Genomic DNA, 15,015 nt, shown 5'->3' on the forward strand with positions numbered 1-15,015 from the left:
CCGCCAGAACCTTGGTGATCGCCGCCGTCAGCGACGTCTTGCCATGGTCGACGTGACCGATCGTCCCGATGTTGCAGTGCGGCTTCGTCCGCTTGAAACTTTCCTTGGCCATCGTGGCTCTCCGTAACTCTAGCGGTTTCGAACTCAGGCGTACTTGGCGCGGACTTCGTCCGCGACCGCCTGAGGCACCGGCTCATAGTGGTCGAATTCCATGGCGTACTGCGCACGGCCCTGGCTCATCGAACGCAGGGTGTTGATGTAACCGAACATGTTGGCCAGCGGCACGAAGGCGTTGATCTCCGTGGCGTTGCCGACCGCAGCTTCGGTGCCCTGGATCTGGCCGCGGCGGGAGTTCAGGTCGCCGATCACCGAACCGACATATTCGTCGGGGGTGGTGACCGAAACCTTCATCACCGGCTCCAGCAGCCTCGGGCCCGCCTTTTCCATGCCTTCCTTGAAGGCGGCACGGGAGGCGATTTCGAACGCCAGCACGCTCGAGTCGACGTCGTGGTAGGCGCCGTCGATCAGGGTGGCCTTGAAGTCGATCATCGGGAAACCGGCGATGACGCCGTTGTCCGCGACCGAGGCAATGCCCTTTTCGACGCCGGGGATATATTCCTTCGGCACCGAACCACCGACGATGGCGCTCTCGAAGATGCGACCCTTGCCGGCTTCGAGCGGCTCGAAGACGATCTTGACGCGGGCGAACTGGCCCGTGCCGCCGGTCTGCTTCTTGTGGGTGTAATCCACCTCGGCGCGCTTCGTGATGGTCTCACGATAGGCGACCTGCGGAGCGCCGACGGTCGCGTCCACCTTGTAGGTGCGGCGCAGGATGTCGACCTTGATCTCCAGATGGAGTTCGCCCATGCCCTTCAGGATGGTCTGGCCAGATTCCTGGTCGGTCGAGACGCGGAACGAGGGATCCTCGGCGGCCAGCTTGCTGAGCGCGATGCCCAGCTTTTCCTGGTCGGCCTTGGACTTCGGCTCGATCGAGATCTCGATGACGGGATCCGGGAATTCCATCTTTTCGAGGATCACCGGCTTGTTGATATCGCACAGCGTATCGCCGGTGCGGACTTCCTTCAGGCCGGCCAGGGCGACGATGTCGCCCGCATAGGCTTCCTTCACGTCCTCGCGGCTGTTCGCGTGCATCTGCAGCATACGGCCGATGCGCTCGCGCTTGTCCTTGGTCGAGTTCAGCACCGAGGCGCCGGACTCGAGCTTGCCCGAATAGACGCGGCAGAAGGTGATGGTGCCGACGAAGGGGTCGTCCATGATCTTGAATGCGAGCACGGCGGTCGGCTCGTCGTCCGACGAGTGACGCTCGGTCTCTTCGCCGGTCTTGTAGTCGATGCCCTTGATCGCGGGAACGTCGAGCGGCGACGGCAGGTAGTCGACCACGGCGTCGAGCAGGGGCTGAACGCCCTTGTTCTTGAAGGCGGAACCGTTCAGCACCGGCACGAAGGCCAGCGAGATCGTGCCCTTGCGGATGCAGGCCTTCAGGGTCGCTTCGTCGGGCTCGGTGCCTTCGAGATAGGCTTCCATGGCCGCATCGTCCATCTCCACCGCGGTCTCGACCAGGATGTGACGGTATTCAGCGGCCTTCTCGGCGTATTCGGCCGGGATATCGACGACGTCGAACTTGGCGCCCAGCGACTCTTCGCGCCAGATGATCGCCTTCATCTGCACGATGTCGATGACGCCGGCATAGTCCGACTCGGAGCCGACCGGAATCGACAGCACGAGCGGACGCGCGCCCAGGCGCTCGACCATCATGTCGACGCAGCGATAGAAGTTGGCGCCGGTGCGGTCCATCTTGTTGACGAAGCACATGCGCGGCACGCCGTACTTGTTGGCCTGGCGCCACACGGTCTCGGACTGCGGCTCGACGCCGGCGACCGAGTCGAACACGGCGACGGCACCGTCGAGCACGCGGAGCGAACGCTCGACTTCGATGGTGAAGTCGACGTGGCCCGGGGTGTCGATGATGTTGACCCGGTGGTCGTTCCAGAAGCAGGTGGTCGCGGCCGAAGTGATGGTGATGCCGCGTTCCTGTTCCTGCTCCATCCAGTCCATGGTCGCGGCGCCGTCGTGGACTTCGCCGATCTTATGGCTGCGGCCGGTGTAGTAGAGGATGCGCTCGGTCGTGGTCGTCTTGCCGGCATCGATGTGGGCCATGATGCCGATGTTACGGTACCGCTCGAGTGGCGTGGTGCGAGGCATGGGTGGCTCCCGTTACCAGCGGTAATGCGAGAAGGCCTTGTTGGCCTCCGCCATGCGGTGAGTGTCTTCGCGCTTCTTCACTGCGGTGCCGCGGTTGTTCACGGCATCGAGCAGCTCGCCCGACAGACGCTCGGTCATGGTGTGTTCGGAACGCTTGCGCGCCGAGGAGATCAGCCAACGGATGGCGAGCGCCTGGCTGCGGTCGTGACGCACTTCCACCGGGACCTGGTAGGTGGCGCCACCGACGCGGCGGCTGCGCACCTCGATCGCCGGGCGGACGTTCGCCAGCGCATCGTGGAACACGCGGATCGGATCCTGGCCCGTCTTGGACTGGACGCGCTCGAAGGCACCGTAGACGATCGTCTCGGCGGACGACTTCTTGCCGTCGTACATCAGGCTGTTCATGAACTTGGTCACGACGACGTCGCCGAACTTCGGATCCGGCAGGACTTCGCGCTTCTCGGCACTGTGGCGGCGAGACATGGGGCCTCTCCTTACTTCGGACGCTTGGCGCCGTACTTCGACCGGCGCTGCTTACGATTCTTGACGCCCTGGGTATCCAGAACGCCGCGGATGACGTGATAGCGGACGCCCGGAAGGTCCTTCACGCGGCCGCCGCGGATCAGCACGACCGAGTGTTCCTGAAGGTTGTGGCCTTCACCGGGGATGTAGGACGTGACTTCGAAGCCGTTCACCAGGCGCACACGAGCGACCTTACGAAGGGCCGAGTTCGGCTTCTTCGGGGTCGTGGTGTAGACGCGGGTGCAAACGCCGCGCTTCTGGGGGTTGCCGGTGATCGCCGGCACCTTGTTCTGGAACGCCGGCTTCTGACGCGGCTTACGGAGCAACTGATTGATGGTCGGCATCAGTCCCTGCCTTCTCTTCCCTCGTTCGAGTCACGTAAGCCCCGCCAGATTGTCAAAGAGCGGCCTCACGCAACAAAGCCGACCTACAGTGCCTCGGCACTGTCGCCGACCAAAAATCTCGTGGCCCTGGGTCATCCAGAGCCGATGTCCGGTACTCTTAACTCGTCGGCGCCGCGTTCAGGTTGGACCCCAACCACCGCCGTCCGAGTGGAGGCGCGAACATATGTGCGGGGTTCCGACTCGTCAAGCGGAAAGCACGGCGTTCACGCGGGCTTTCCATGCAGTGGCCGCGGGGTACCGCGCTCAGGCGCGCTGTGCCACCAGAACGGCGCCGAGGGCGATCAGGAAGACTCCCGCCCAGTTGAGAAACGAGAGCTTTTCGCCCAGGAAGAGTGTGGCGAACACGGCGACGAAGACGACGCTGAGTTTGTCGATCGGGGCGACACGCGCCGCCTCGCCCAGCTTCAGGGCCCGGAAATAGCAGAGCCAGGAGGCCCCGGTGGCGAGGCCGGAAAGACCCAGATAGAGATAGGTCCGCGCCGTCACCGTGCCCGGCGCCGGCCAGCGCCCGGCGGCGAACACGATCAGCCCGGCCAGCAAGGCGACCACCAAGGTCCGCGCGAAGGTGGCGAAATCGGAATCGACCCCGGCGACGCCGGCCATGGCGAGCAGCGCCGTCGGCGCGGCGAAGCCGGCAGAGAGTAGCGCCCAGAAGGCCCAGGAGCCGGTCACGATGGTCAGCCCGGCGGCAGGGGAGCGTGGGCCAGCCCCTCCGCCTCGAGCCAGGCGGCGGCGCGGAGCACCCGATCCTCGCGCCAAGGGGCCGCGATGAGCTGGACGCCGATGGGCAGCCCGCCCTCCCCCGCGACCGGCACCGGCACAGCGCAGACCGGCAGGCCGATCGCCGAAATGGGCTGGGTGAAGAGGCCGAACATGGGGCGAAGCGGCACCGTCTTGCCATGCAGCTCCATGGTCTTCTGGCCGATCTCGGGCGCGCACATGGGCGTGCTCGGCGCGATCAGCAGATCGAATTCGCGGAACACCGCGGCCGCCTTCTCCGCATACCAGCGCCGGACCTGATGCGCCTTCACCGACCAAGCGGCGGGCAGCAGGGCACCGGCCAGGAAACGGTCCCGCGTCTCGGGATCGAAATCCATCGGCCGGGCGCGCAGGCGGTTCAGGTGGAAGGCCGCCGATTCGGTATTGGTGATGAGGAAGGCGGCGGCCCGCCCTTCGGCAGCCCCCGGCAATTCGATCGTGCGCCGCGCACCCAGCGCCCGGGCCACCCGGTCGACCGCCCGGGCCGCCGCCGCCATGCCTGCGGTATCGAAATGACCGCCCAGCACGGCGACCCGCAGTCCCGCGGCGCCGAGGGGAAGCTTGTCCGAAACCGGCTCCACCGGGCGGTCGGCACAGGCATGATCGCCCGCGTCGTGGCCCTGCAGCAGGTCATAGGCGAGCGCCAGGTCGCCGACGTTGCGGGCGAAGGGGCCGAGATGGTCCAGGCTGTCGCAGAAGGGAAAGCTGCGCGTCCGCGGCAGCCGGCCATAGGTGGGCTTCAGCCCGAAGATGCCGCACAGCGAGGACGGCACCCGGATCGAGCCGTTGGTATCGGAACCGAGCGAGATCGGCGCCAGCCCGCCACCCGTCGCCGCCCCGCAGCCGGAGGACGAGCCGCCGGTCATATGGTCCGGATCGTGCGGGTTCCGGCAGGCACCGTCATGGACGTTCTCGCCCGTGAAGTCATAGGCATATTCGCCCATGTTGAGCGCGCCGAGGGGCACCGCATCGGCCGCGATCAGGCGCTCGACCAGGACGGCGTCGCGCGTCGCCGGGGCATTCTCGCGATTGATCTTGCTGCCGGCGCGGGTGACCACGCCTTCGAGGTCGAGCAGATTCTTGACCGCGAAGGGCACCCCGGCGAGCGGGCCGAGCGGCTCGCCCTTGGCTTTGCGGGCATCGATCGCATGGGCGGCGGCCATGGCGCGGGCCGCGGTCACCTCGGTATAGGCGTTCAGCACGGGATCGATCGCCTCGATCCGGTCCAGGAACAGGCGGGTCACGGCGACCGCGGTGGTGCGGCCCTCGCGGACCGCCGCGGCGATCTCGCGCGCCGGGGCGAAGGGATCGACGCTCATGGCGCCACCGGATGGAAGGCGCCGTCGAGCTCCAGCGTGTCGCCGATCGGCGCCGCCTCGACCAGGGCCGCCATCTGGGCGGCTAGCTTCAGGAATTGCACGACGCCCGGGCGTTGCTCCGGCCCGATTTCCAGCCCCAGCAGGGCCGCATTGGCATCGATCACAAGGTCGGCATCGAAATCAGCAGGCATGAACACCTCGAACCTCACCGCCGGGGAAGCCCGCGCAAGGCTGCCGACAGCGTGCCACAGCCGACGGCCCGGCTCCACCACCGCCTTCCGGCGCTCCGCCCCGGCCCGAGGGGGCCGGGGCGACACCATTCGTCGGGGACCGTCACTCGGCCGGTTCGGGCACCGCATCATGGTGGCCGCCGCCGACATCCACGGTCGAGGGCACCACCCGGTGGGCGGCCAGGGCGAGCGCCCCCGCCACCATGAGATAGCCGATCACCACCATCGGGCTCTGCCCGATGCCGATCGCCACGCTGTGCATGAAGCCGAAGAAGGTCAGCACCGCGGCGCCGACCGCGAAGAAGGCGCCCTTGACGAATTGCCGTTCGATCACGAAGACGCCGATCGCGCCGAGCATGAGCCCGCCCAGGATCGAGCCGCCGCCCAGCACTTCGAGGCCGTGATAGATCACCCCCTGGGTCGCCAGCTTGTCGAAGCCGACCGCCGCGGCCGAGGTGCCGGCCGCGCCCAGGGCGCCGTCGATCATGGTCTTGCCCCATTCCGCCATATGGGGCGTGAGCGCCAGGATGATCGCCGGGGCATGGGTGCGCGGCGTTTCCTGGAAGGCCTGGGAGCCGATCAACATGCCGATATAGAGAAGGATGGGCGAGATCGCGACCACCGGCACCAGCGCCAGCAGCACCGCGACGATGCCGAACCAGGAGAGCACGATGACCATGGCGCCGACCGCGGCCGAATAGCCGATGCGCCCGCCCATCGCCTTCCAGCCCGGATGGCCGATATAGACCGCGTTGATGAAGGGATTGCCCATCAGGCAGCCGATCAGCGAGACGACGCCGTCCGCCGTCAGCACCCGCGTCGTCGGATAGGCGTCGCCCGCGACATCGGCCGACTCCACATTATCCATGGCCTCGACGAGGTCGTAGATGCCGAAGGGAATGGCGGTGACCAGGATCACGCCCAGGAACTCGAAGCCGCCGAAGACATGGTCGAAGGCCGGCAGCGGCACCGAGAAACCGAAGTTCGAGAAGGCGGCCGACAGCCCCTCGCCCGTCAGCCCACCGAAATTGAAGCCGAACAGATTGGAGCCCCAGGCGACCACCAGCCCGACGACGATGGCGACCAGACCGGCCGGAATGCTTTTCGGGTATTTCAACCCGCCGAACCAGGCCATCAGGATGACGCCGAAACAGGTGAGGCCGATCACCGGGGTGAGGAACATTTCCAGCGCCGGCTTCATCGAGATGAAGGTGATGGAAACGCCGGCCAGGGTGCCGAGCAGGGCGGCCCTGGGCGTGATCTTGCGGATCACCGGCGCGATGAAGCCGCCGGCCATGAGCACGAAGCTCTGGATGAAGACCCAGGTCAGCCCCGCTTCCCAGCCCTTCACCGGGTCGCCGGTGGTGAGCGCGATGGGCAGCATGATGACGAAGGTCACCACGAACATATGCGGCACCGAAATGCCGGACGGCAGAGCGCAGACGTCCGAGCGCCCGGTCTTCTTGGCCAGACGATAGGCCAGGAAGGCATAGTAGCCGGTCGACAGGCACATCATCAGGCCCATGGCGGGCAGGATGCGGCCGAACACGATGGCGTCCGGCATTTTGAGCACGAAGCGCAACAGCCCGGTCAGGGTCAGCATATTGACCAGGATGTTGGTGCCGAAGCCGAAGAAGGCGTTGAGATCGCCCGGTGTCCAGATCTTGGGTTTGAAGGCCGTCGTCGTCATAAGCTTCACCCCCCGCTATTCCGCCGCCGCAGCGGCCGATGCGCCGAGCGCCGAAACCACTTTCGCGGACTCGGTCACCCAGCCGAAAATGCCCCCCTGCGCCTTCACCATGCGCAGCGCGACCTCGTGAAATTCCGGGAAATAGGAGGCGCAGCAGTCGCCCACGGCGATGCAGCGGTAGCCCCGGTCGTTGCCCTCGCGGATCGTGGTATGGACGCAGACCTCGGTGGTGACGCCGCAGACCAGCAGGGCGTCGATCCCCCGGTTGGCCAGGATCAGGCCGAGGTCGGTCGCGAAGAAGGCGCCCTTGCCCGGCTTGTCGATCACCACCTCGCCCTCGATCGGATAAAGCTCGGGGATGATGTCCTGGCCCGGCTCGCCCCGGATCAGAATGCGGCCCATGGGGCCCGGCGCACCGATCCGGTGGGTGGGGCTGCCGCGGTTCACCTTGGCCGGCGGCGCGTCGGAAAGATCGGGCCGATGGCCTTCGCGGGTGTGGATCACCAGCATCCCCGCCTTCCGCGCCGCGGCCAGCAGCGCCTTGGTCGGCGGCACCGCCTTGGCGAGGAGAGAGACGTCGTTGCCCAGCGTCTCGCCGAAGCCGCCAGGCTCCAGAAAGTCGCGCTGCATGTCGATGATGACCAGCGCCGTCCGGCCGATGTCGACCGTGATCGCCCCCGGTTCCGCCTGGATGACCATTGACGTCATGCTCGATCCCCTGCGCAGCCTTGCCTTTTGTATGCAATGCAAGAGGCAGACCAAGCCGCGAGGGCCTGTCACAAAGCGGTTAACTAACTGATATAAAAAGATATTCTCTCAAGGCACGGGGGTGTTCCCGCCCCCCGATCCAGCACGCTTTAGCCTATTTTTTAGGCATGTATGCAATTTTCAATCAGTCGTGATTGAATGTTGATCATCGGTCTTGTAGGAGTAACCCATGAACGAGAGCGACGAGACAGCCCTCTGGATCGACCACCCGACCGCGCTGATGGAAATCAAGGCGGCGTTCGAGGCCTATGAGCGCGCCCTCCTGGCCAACGATACGGCGGCCCTCGGCGCCTTCTTCTGGAGCGATCCCCGGGTGTTGCGTTTCGGGCCGACGGAAAATCTCTATGGGCCGGAGGCGATCGCCAGCTATCGCGCCGCCCGCGATGTGAGCGACCTCGCCCGCCGCCTGGAAAACACCAGGATCACCACCTTCGGTCCCGATCTCGGCGTGGCCAACACCGAATACGTCCGCCTGAAATCCGGCAAGCGCGGCCGCCAGACCCAGGTCTGGGCCCGCCTGCCCGAAGGCTGGCGCATCGTCTCCGCCCATGTGAGCCTGCTCGACTGAGCTTGCCGCGTCTTCGGCAATGAGTGAGGTGCTCGGATGACGACCAGCGACGACATCCGCCGCGACAAGGAACGGGCCGACCGCGAAGCCCTCGACCGGCTGAAGGCCGCGCTCCCCCTCGCCTTTGCAGCACCTGAGTCGAGCTATCACCCACTGGCGGCGGCCGAAGTGATCGCCCGCGATCGGCGCTGAAACATCTCGACTGTCAGCCCGGCAGCCGCCGTTCATAGTCCGCCCGGAGTACCGCCCAACCGTCCCAGAAGGGCGGCGGGTTGGCGCCGGTCAGGCGCGCGGCCAACAGGTCGAGATGGGTGTGCCAACCGGCCGCGACACTGAGTTCGGCCGAATGGTCGGCCAGGCGGCGATGAATCACGGTCAGCAGCACGCGACCGCCCGCCGGCGCCAGTTCGAACGAAACTTCGCCCGTCTCGCCCCAGGTGAAGACCAGGCGGTGGGGCGGCTCGGAGACCAGGATCCGGCTCGCCATCCGGCGCTCCGCCGGGAAGCCGTCCGGCCGGCGGCCGGGCGGGTCGGTCAGTTCGTCGTTCCGCCAGACCAGCTCGACGGTGCTGCCGGCGCCGCCCGTCATGTCGCCCGCGGCGAGCCATTTCCGGCGGAGCTCGCTCTCGGTCAGATAGGACCAGATGCGCTCGATCGGGCCGGGCAGCAGGCGCTGGATCTTCAGCGTCGCCGGCTCGATCAGGGTGCCATGGGGATCGAGGTCCTGGATCTCGGTCATTCGTCGTCTCCCTTGCCTGCGTTTCGCAGCAGTTGTTCGAGCCGGTCGAGCCGGCCGGTCCAGAAGGCTTCATAGAAGGCGAGCCAGTCGTGCGCACTGGCGAGCGGGCCGGGATCGAGCCGGCAGACATGGGCGCGCCCGCGCACCTCACGCCGGATCAGGCCCGCGCCCTCCAGCACCTTGATGTGTTTGGAGGCGGCGGCGAGCGACATGGCGAAGGGTTCCGCCAGTTGCCCCACCGTCCGCTCTCCCCCGGCGAGGTCGCGCAGCATCTGGCGCCGCGTGGCATCGGCGAGGGCGTGGAAGATCGTGTCGAGGCGGGCATCGAGATATTCAACCATGCAGTTGAATTTAAAGACGCCCCGCGAAACCGTCAACCAATTGGTTGAGGAATTTCACGACGCCAACAAAAAGGCCCGGGACGTCGCCGTCCCGGGCCTTGTGATTTTGCGCTGTTACGCCGGTCAGGCGGCGGAAGCGCCGCCCTCGACCGCCGGGGTGGCGGTGCCGGCGTCGATCGCCGCCAGTTCCTTGTCGCGGTTGGAGGCGACTTCCTTCAGGCGGTTCATCATCGCGCCGGTACCCGCCGGGATCAGGCGGCCGACGATGACGTTCTCCTTCAGGCCCACCAGGGTGTCGACCTTGCCGGCAGTCGCCGCCTCGGTCAGCACGCGGGTGGTCTCCTGGAAGGAGGCCGCCGAGATGAAGGAGCGGGTCTGCAGCGAGGCCTTGGTGATGCCCTGCAGCACCGGGCTGCCCGTGGCCGGACGCAGGCCCAGCTTGATCGTGCGCGCATTCTCTTCCTCGAACTCGACGCGGTCCACCTGCTCGCCCTGGAGGAAGGTGGTGGCGCCCGAGTCCTCGATCTCGACCTTCTGCAGCATCTGGCGGACGATCACTTCGATGTGCTTGTCGTTGATCTTCACGCCCTGGAGCCGATAGACGTCCTGGATCTCGTTCACGAGGTAACGGGCCAGGGCTTCGACGCCCATGACCTTCAGGATGTCGTGCGGCGCCGGGTTGCCGTCGAGCAGATAATCGCCCTTCTGGATGATATCCCCTTCCTGAACGGCGATGTGCTTGCCCTTCGGGATCAGATATTCCTGCGGCTCGGTCGCGGTGTCACCTTCCAGCGGGTGCAGGATCAGGCGGCGCTTGTTCTTGTAGTCCTTGCCGAATTCGACCCGGCCCGAACGCTCGGCGATGATCGCGTGGTCCTTCGGACGGCGCGCCTCGAAGAGCTCCGCGACGCGCGGCAGACCGCCGGTGATGTCGCGGGTCTTGGCCGATTCCAGCGGGATACGGGCGAGCACGTCGCCAGCGTTGATCTTGCCGCCGTCCTCGACCGAGAGGATGGCGCCGGCGGCCAGGAAGTAACGCACTTCCGTGCCGTTCGGCTGCAGGATCGGGCTGCCGCTCTCGTCGCGCAGGCCGATACGCGGACGCAGGTCCGAGGTCTTCGGCTGGGAGCGCCAGTCGATGACTTCCTTGTTCGCGATGCCCGTGGCCTCGTCCGTCGTCTCGCGCACGGAGACGCCTTCCACCAGATCCATATAGGCCGCGAAGCCTTCGCGCTCCGAGATGATCGGCAGGGTGCGGGGATCCCACTCGACCAGCTTGGCGCCCTTGGTCACGGTCTGGCCGTCGTCGAAGAACAGACGCGCGCCATAGGCGACGCGGTGACGCGCACGCTCGCGCCCGTTGGCATCGACCAGGACGAGTTCGCAGTTGCGGCTCATCACGATCATGCGCTTCGAGCTGTCCACGACGATGTGGCGGTTGTTGATCTTCAGCGTGCCGTCGATCGTCGCCTCGACGCTGTTCCGTTCCGAGAACTGCGCCGCACCGCCGATGTGGAAGGTGCGCATGGTGAGCTGGGTGCCCGGCTCGCCGATCGACTGCGCCGCGATGACGCCGACCGCTTCGCCCATGTTCACCGGCGTGCCACGCGCCAAGTCACGGCCGTAGCACTTGGCGCAGGCGCCGCCCTCGGCCTCGCAGGTCAGCACCGAACGGATCAGGACCGACTGCACGCCGGCCTTGTTGATACGTTCGACGTCGTCTTCGAGGATCATCTCGCCGGCCGGCAGCACCAGTTCCTGGGTTGCCGGATCGACCACGTCGACGCCCGCGGTACGGCCGAGGATACGGTCGCCCAGCGGCTCGATGACGTCGCCGCCTTCGACCACTTCGGTCACGGTCAGGCCGTTCGAGGTGCCGCAGTCGTCGATCACGATGATGCAGTCCTGCGCCACGTCGACCAGGCGGCGGGTCAGGTAACCGGAGTTCGCGGTCTTCAGGGCGGTGTCGGCCAGGCCCTTACGGGCGCCGTGGGTCGAGTTGAAGTACTCGAGAACCGACAGGCCTTCCTTGAAGTTCGAGATGATCGGCGTCTCGATGATTTCGCCCGACGGCTTGGCCATCAGGCCGCGCATGCCGGCGAGCTGCTTCATCTGGGCCGCGGAACCACGGGCACCCGAATGGGCCATCATGTAGATCGAGTTGATCGGCTTGGCGCGGCCCGTGGTCTCGTCGATCACGACCGACGAGATTTCCTTCATCATCTCGTCCGCGACCTTGTCGGTGCACTGGGCCCAGGCGTCGATGACCTTGTTGTATTTCTCGCCCTGGGTGATCAGACCGTCGAGATATTGCTGCTCGTATTCCTTGGCCTGTTCCTGGGTCGCGGCGACCAGCGCTTCCTTCGCCTTCGGAATGACCATGTCGTCCTTGCCGAAGGAAATGCCGGCGCGGCAGGCATGGGCATAGCCGAGCGCCATCAGGCGATCGGCGAAGATCACCGTCTCCTTCTGGCCGCAGTGGCGATAGACGATGTCGATGACGGTCGAGATGTCCTTCTTGGTGAGCAGCTTGTTGATCAGCGAGAAGGGCACGTTCGGGTGGCGCGGCAGCAGCTCCGAAAGAATCATACGGCCCGGCGTGGTCTCGACGCGGACGACGATCGGATCGCCGTTGCTGTCGACCGTGTGCAGGCGCGACTTGATCCTGGTGTGCAGCGTGACCGACTTCGAATCCAGCGCCGCCTGGATCTCGTTGATGTTGGCGAAGGCCATGCCCTCGCCCGGCTCGTTCGGCCGTTCCATCGTGAGATAGTAGACGCCGAGCACGATGTCCTGCGACGGCACGATGATCGGCTTGCCGTTGGCGGGGCTCAGGATGTTGTTGGTCGACATCATGAGCACGCGCGCTTCGAGCTGGGCTTCGAGCGACAGCGGCACGTGGACGGCCATCTGGTCGCCGTCGAAGTCCGCGTTGAAGGCGGCGCAGACGAGCGGATGCAGCTGGATCGCCTTGCCTTCGATCAGCGTCGGCTCGAAGGCCTGGATGCCGAGACGGTGCAGCGTGGGCGCGCGGTTCAGCATCACCGGATGTTCGCGGATCACCTCTTCGAGGATGTCCCAGACCTCCGGCCGCTCCTTCTCGACCATCTTCTTCGCCATCTTGATCGTGGTGGCGATGCCCTTCATGTCGAGCTTGGCGTAGATGAAGGGCTTGAACAGCTCGAGCGCCATCTTCTTCGGCAGGCCGCACTGATGGAGCTTCAGCTCCGGCCCGACGACGATGACCGAACGGCCCGAATAGTCGACGCGCTTGCCGAGCAGGTTCTGGCGGAACCGGCCCTGCTTGCCCTTCAGCATGTCGGAGATCGACTTCAGCGGCCGCTTGTTGGCGCCCGTGATGACGCGGCCGCGGCGGCCGTTGTCGAACAGGGCGTCGACCGCTTCCTGCAACATGCGCTTTTCGTTACGGACGATGATGTCCGGCGCGCGCAGCTCGATCAGCCGCTTCAGGCGGTTGTTACGGTTGATGACGCGGCGATAGAGGTCGTTCAGGTCGGAGGTCGCGAAACGGCCGCCGTCGAGGGGCACCAGGGGACGGAGTTCCGGCGGGATCACGGGGACCACCGTCAGGATCATCCATTCCGGCTTGTTGCCGCTCTCGATGAAGGACTCGATCAGCTTCAGGCGCTTCACGATCTTCTTCGGCTTCGCCTCGGACGTCGTGGTGGCGAGTTCCTGGCGGAGCTCGTCACGCTCGCCCTCGAGGTCGAGCTTTTCGAGCATCTTGCGGATCGCCTCGGCGCCGATGCCGGCCTCGAAGCTGTCCTCGCCATATTCGTCCTGGGCGCGGATGTAATCTTCCTCGTTGAGGAGCTGATTACGCTTCAGCGCGGTCAGGCCCGGCTCGGTCACGACGTAATTCTCGAAATAGAGAATGCGTTCGAGATCCTTCAGGGTCATGTCGAGCAGAAGGCCGATGCGCGACGGCAGCGACTTCAGGAACCAGATGTGCGCGACCGGCGAAGCCAGTTCGATATGGCCCATGCGCTCGCGCCGGACCTTCGACAGGGTGACTTCGACGCCGCACTTCTCGCAGGTGATGCCGCGATACTTCATGCGCTTGTACTTGCCGCACAAGCACTCGTAATCCTTGATCGGCCCGAAGATCTTGGCGCAGAACAGACCGTCCCGCTCGGGCTTGAAGGTACGATAGTTGATCGTTTCCGGCTTCTTGATCTCGCCATGGGACCAGGCGCGGATCTTTTCCGGGCTGGCGATCGAGATCTTGATCTGATCGAAAGCCTGGGTGCCGGGGGCATGCCCGAACAGGGCCATAACCTCTTGGTTCATTACTTTGCTCCCTCATGCGGCGCGGGCGTCCCCGACGCCGCTCGGTTGCGAAAAATCACGGTCGACAAAGGGTTCAGCATCAGGGGCGCCGCGCTTACGCGGCGCCCTTGCCGCCCATGTCGACGTTGAGGCCGAGAGACCGCATTTCCATGACGAGAACGTTGAACGATTCCGGAATACCGGCCTCGAAATTGTCCTCGCCGCGCACGATCGCCTCGTAGACCTTGGTGCGGCCCGCGACGTCGTCCGACTTCACGGTCAGCATCTCCTGGAGGGTGTAGGCGGCGCCGTAAGCCTGGAGCGCCCACACTTCCATTTCGCCGAAGCGCTGGCCACCGAACTGGGCCTTGCCGCCCAGCGGCTGCTGGGTGACGAGGCTGTAGGGGCCGATCGACCGGGCGTGGATCTTGTCGTCCACCAGGTGATGCAGCTTCAGCATGTAGATGTAACCGACCGTGACCTTACGGTCGAAGGTCTCGCCAGTACGGCCGTCGATCAGCGTGCTCTGGCCCGAGGAGGCGAAGCCCGCCATCTTCAGGTAGTCCTCGATGTCGGACGGCTGGGCGCCGTCGAACACCGGGGTCGCGATCGGCACGCCGCGGCGCAGGTTGTCCGCCATCTCGAGGAGCTGGCTGTCCTCGAGCGGCTCGATCTTCTCGGCGTATTCGGTCGCCGAATAGATGGTCTGCAGCTTCTCGCGCAGCGCGTTCGCCTTCTCGTTGCCGCGACGGATCTTGTCCGCCACCTCGCCGATCTGGCGGCCGAGACCGGCCGCGGCCCAGCCGAGGTGGGTTTCCAGGATCTGCCCGACATTCATGCGCGAAGGCACGCCGAGGGGGTTCAGCACGATGTCGACATTGGTGCCGTCCTCGAGATAGGGCATGTCCTCGCGCGGCATGATGCGCGAGATGACGCCCTTGTTCCCGTGGCGGCCGGCCATCTTGTCGCCCGGCTGCAGCTTGCGCTTCACCGCGACGAAGACCTTGACCATCTTCATCACGCCCGGCTGCAGCTCGTCGCCGCGCTGCAGCTTCTCGACCTTGTCCTCGAAACGCTTCTGCAGGCGATCCTTGGCCTCGTCGAAGTGCTTCTTCAGCGCTTCGATGTCGAGGTTGGTCTGCTCGTCGCCCTTGATCGCGAT

The 15,015-nt window shown here is 65.7% G+C and carries 14 protein-coding genes and 1 pseudogene; 2 read left to right on the forward strand and 13 right to left on the reverse strand.

Translation table 11 applies throughout. The features are described 5' to 3' along the window. The 9 genes from WC493_RS17390 to WC493_RS17430 form a co-directional block, all read right to left on the reverse strand. A partial coding sequence (locus tag WC493_RS17390) for a GTP-binding protein (protein WP_373066903.1) occupies window positions 1-112 on the reverse strand: 112 nt, incomplete at its 3' end. A gap of 32 nt (window positions 113-144) precedes the next feature. Next, window positions 145-2,223, reverse strand: coding sequence for an elongation factor G (gene fusA / locus WC493_RS17395; protein ID WP_373066886.1), 2,079 nt, complete (start codon window positions 2,221-2,223; stop codon window positions 145-147). Between the two features lie 12 nt (window positions 2,224-2,235). After that, on the reverse strand, window positions 2,236-2,706 hold the full coding sequence (gene rpsG, locus WC493_RS17400) for a 30S ribosomal protein S7 (RefSeq protein WP_373066887.1): 471 nt from the start codon (window positions 2,704-2,706) through the stop codon (window positions 2,236-2,238). A gap of 11 nt (window positions 2,707-2,717) precedes the next feature. After that, complete coding sequence (rpsL, locus tag WC493_RS17405) at window positions 2,718-3,089, reverse strand: 30S ribosomal protein S12 (RefSeq protein WP_373066889.1); 372 nt, start codon at window positions 3,087-3,089, stop codon at window positions 2,718-2,720. 303 nt (window positions 3,090-3,392) lie between these two features. Then, window positions 3,393-3,821, reverse strand: coding sequence for an EamA family transporter (locus tag WC493_RS17410; RefSeq protein ID WP_373066890.1), 429 nt, complete (start codon window positions 3,819-3,821; stop codon window positions 3,393-3,395). 5 nt (window positions 3,822-3,826) lie between these two features. Beyond that, a complete protein-coding gene (locus WC493_RS17415; protein ID WP_373066891.1) occupies window positions 3,827-5,227 on the reverse strand; it encodes an AtzE family amidohydrolase in 1,401 nt (466 codons plus the stop codon). After that, window positions 5,224-5,418: a DUF4089 domain-containing protein gene (locus tag WC493_RS17420; protein ID WP_373066892.1), complete on the reverse strand. Its 195-nt coding sequence runs from the start codon at window positions 5,416-5,418 to the stop codon at window positions 5,224-5,226. The genes WC493_RS17415 and WC493_RS17420 overlap by 4 nt, the downstream gene beginning before the upstream one ends. A 142-nt stretch (window positions 5,419-5,560) precedes the next feature. After that, complete coding sequence (locus tag WC493_RS17425) at window positions 5,561-7,147, reverse strand: hypothetical protein (protein WP_373066894.1); 1,587 nt, start codon at window positions 7,145-7,147, stop codon at window positions 5,561-5,563. Window positions 7,148-7,162: 15 nt separating this feature from the next. Continuing rightward, window positions 7,163-7,855: a cysteine hydrolase family protein gene (locus tag WC493_RS17430; protein WP_373066895.1), complete on the reverse strand. Its 693-nt coding sequence runs from the start codon at window positions 7,853-7,855 to the stop codon at window positions 7,163-7,165. A 229-nt stretch (window positions 7,856-8,084) separates the two neighbouring features. On the opposite strand from WC493_RS17430, the gene hpxZ reads away from it, so the two are divergent. Together hpxZ and WC493_RS17440 are read left to right on the forward strand one after the other, a co-directional pair. Then, entirely contained in the window at window positions 8,085-8,483 is a 399-nt protein-coding gene (gene hpxZ, locus WC493_RS17435; RefSeq protein WP_373066896.1) for an oxalurate catabolism protein HpxZ, read from the forward strand. A gap of 36 nt (window positions 8,484-8,519) precedes the next feature. Next, window positions 8,520-8,675 (forward strand): hypothetical protein, encoded by a 156-nt coding sequence (locus WC493_RS17440; RefSeq protein ID WP_373066897.1) that lies wholly within the window; start codon window positions 8,520-8,522, stop codon window positions 8,673-8,675. Between the two features lie 13 nt (window positions 8,676-8,688). On the opposite strand, the gene WC493_RS17445 is transcribed toward WC493_RS17440, so the two are convergent. The 4 genes and pseudogenes from WC493_RS17445 to WC493_RS17460 all read right to left on the reverse strand — a co-directional run. Beyond that, entirely contained in the window at window positions 8,689-9,222 is a 534-nt protein-coding gene (locus tag WC493_RS17445; protein ID WP_373066899.1) for an SRPBCC family protein, read from the reverse strand. Then, entirely contained in the window at window positions 9,219-9,563 is a 345-nt protein-coding gene (locus WC493_RS17450; protein WP_373066900.1) for an ArsR/SmtB family transcription factor, read from the reverse strand. The genes WC493_RS17445 and WC493_RS17450 overlap by 4 nt, the downstream gene beginning before the upstream one ends. Window positions 9,564-9,686: 123 nt before the next feature. After that, complete coding sequence (rpoC, locus tag WC493_RS17455; protein WP_373066901.1) at window positions 9,687-13,874, reverse strand: DNA-directed RNA polymerase subunit beta'; 4,188 nt, start codon at window positions 13,872-13,874, stop codon at window positions 9,687-9,689. Between the two features lie 94 nt (window positions 13,875-13,968). Beyond that, window positions 13,969-15,015 (reverse strand): annotated as a pseudogene (locus WC493_RS17460) (DNA-directed RNA polymerase subunit beta); the annotation flags it as partial.

This window comes from Zavarzinia sp., from assembly GCF_041650655.1.
GTDB lineage: Bacteria > Pseudomonadota > Alphaproteobacteria > Zavarziniales > Zavarziniaceae > Zavarzinia.

What these genes read in the sequence shown, in the direction of transcription:
- fusA (WP_373066886.1), bottom strand. Translation starts at nt 2,223, where the DNA reads ATGCCTCGCACCACGCCACTCGAGCGGTACCGTAACATCGGCATCATG.
- rpsG (WP_373066887.1), bottom strand. Translation starts at nt 2,706, where the DNA reads ATGTCTCGCCGCCACAGTGCCGAGAAGCGCGAAGTCCTGCCGGATCCG.
- rpsL (WP_373066889.1), bottom strand. Translation starts at nt 3,089, where the DNA reads ATGCCGACCATCAATCAGTTGCTCCGTAAGCCGCGTCAGAAGCCGGCG.
- WC493_RS17415 (WP_373066891.1), bottom strand. Translation starts at nt 5,227, where the DNA reads ATGAGCGTCGATCCCTTCGCCCCGGCGCGCGAGATCGCCGCGGCGGTC.
- WC493_RS17420 (WP_373066892.1), bottom strand. Translation starts at nt 5,418, where the DNA reads ATGCCTGCTGATTTCGATGCCGACCTTGTGATCGATGCCAATGCGGCC.
- WC493_RS17425 (WP_373066894.1), bottom strand. Translation starts at nt 7,147, where the DNA reads ATGACGACGACGGCCTTCAAACCCAAGATCTGGACACCGGGCGATCTC.
- WC493_RS17430 (WP_373066895.1), bottom strand. Translation starts at nt 7,855, where the DNA reads ATGACGTCAATGGTCATCCAGGCGGAACCGGGGGCGATCACGGTCGAC.
- hpxZ (WP_373066896.1), top strand. Translation starts at nt 8,085, where the DNA reads ATGAACGAGAGCGACGAGACAGCCCTCTGGATCGACCACCCGACCGCG.
- WC493_RS17440 (WP_373066897.1), top strand. Translation starts at nt 8,520, where the DNA reads ATGACGACCAGCGACGACATCCGCCGCGACAAGGAACGGGCCGACCGC.
- WC493_RS17445 (WP_373066899.1), bottom strand. Translation starts at nt 9,222, where the DNA reads ATGACCGAGATCCAGGACCTCGATCCCCATGGCACCCTGATCGAGCCG.
- WC493_RS17450 (WP_373066900.1), bottom strand. Translation starts at nt 9,563, where the DNA reads ATGGTTGAATATCTCGATGCCCGCCTCGACACGATCTTCCACGCCCTC.
- rpoC (WP_373066901.1), bottom strand. Translation starts at nt 13,874, where the DNA reads ATGAACCAAGAGGTTATGGCCCTGTTCGGGCATGCCCCCGGCACCCAG.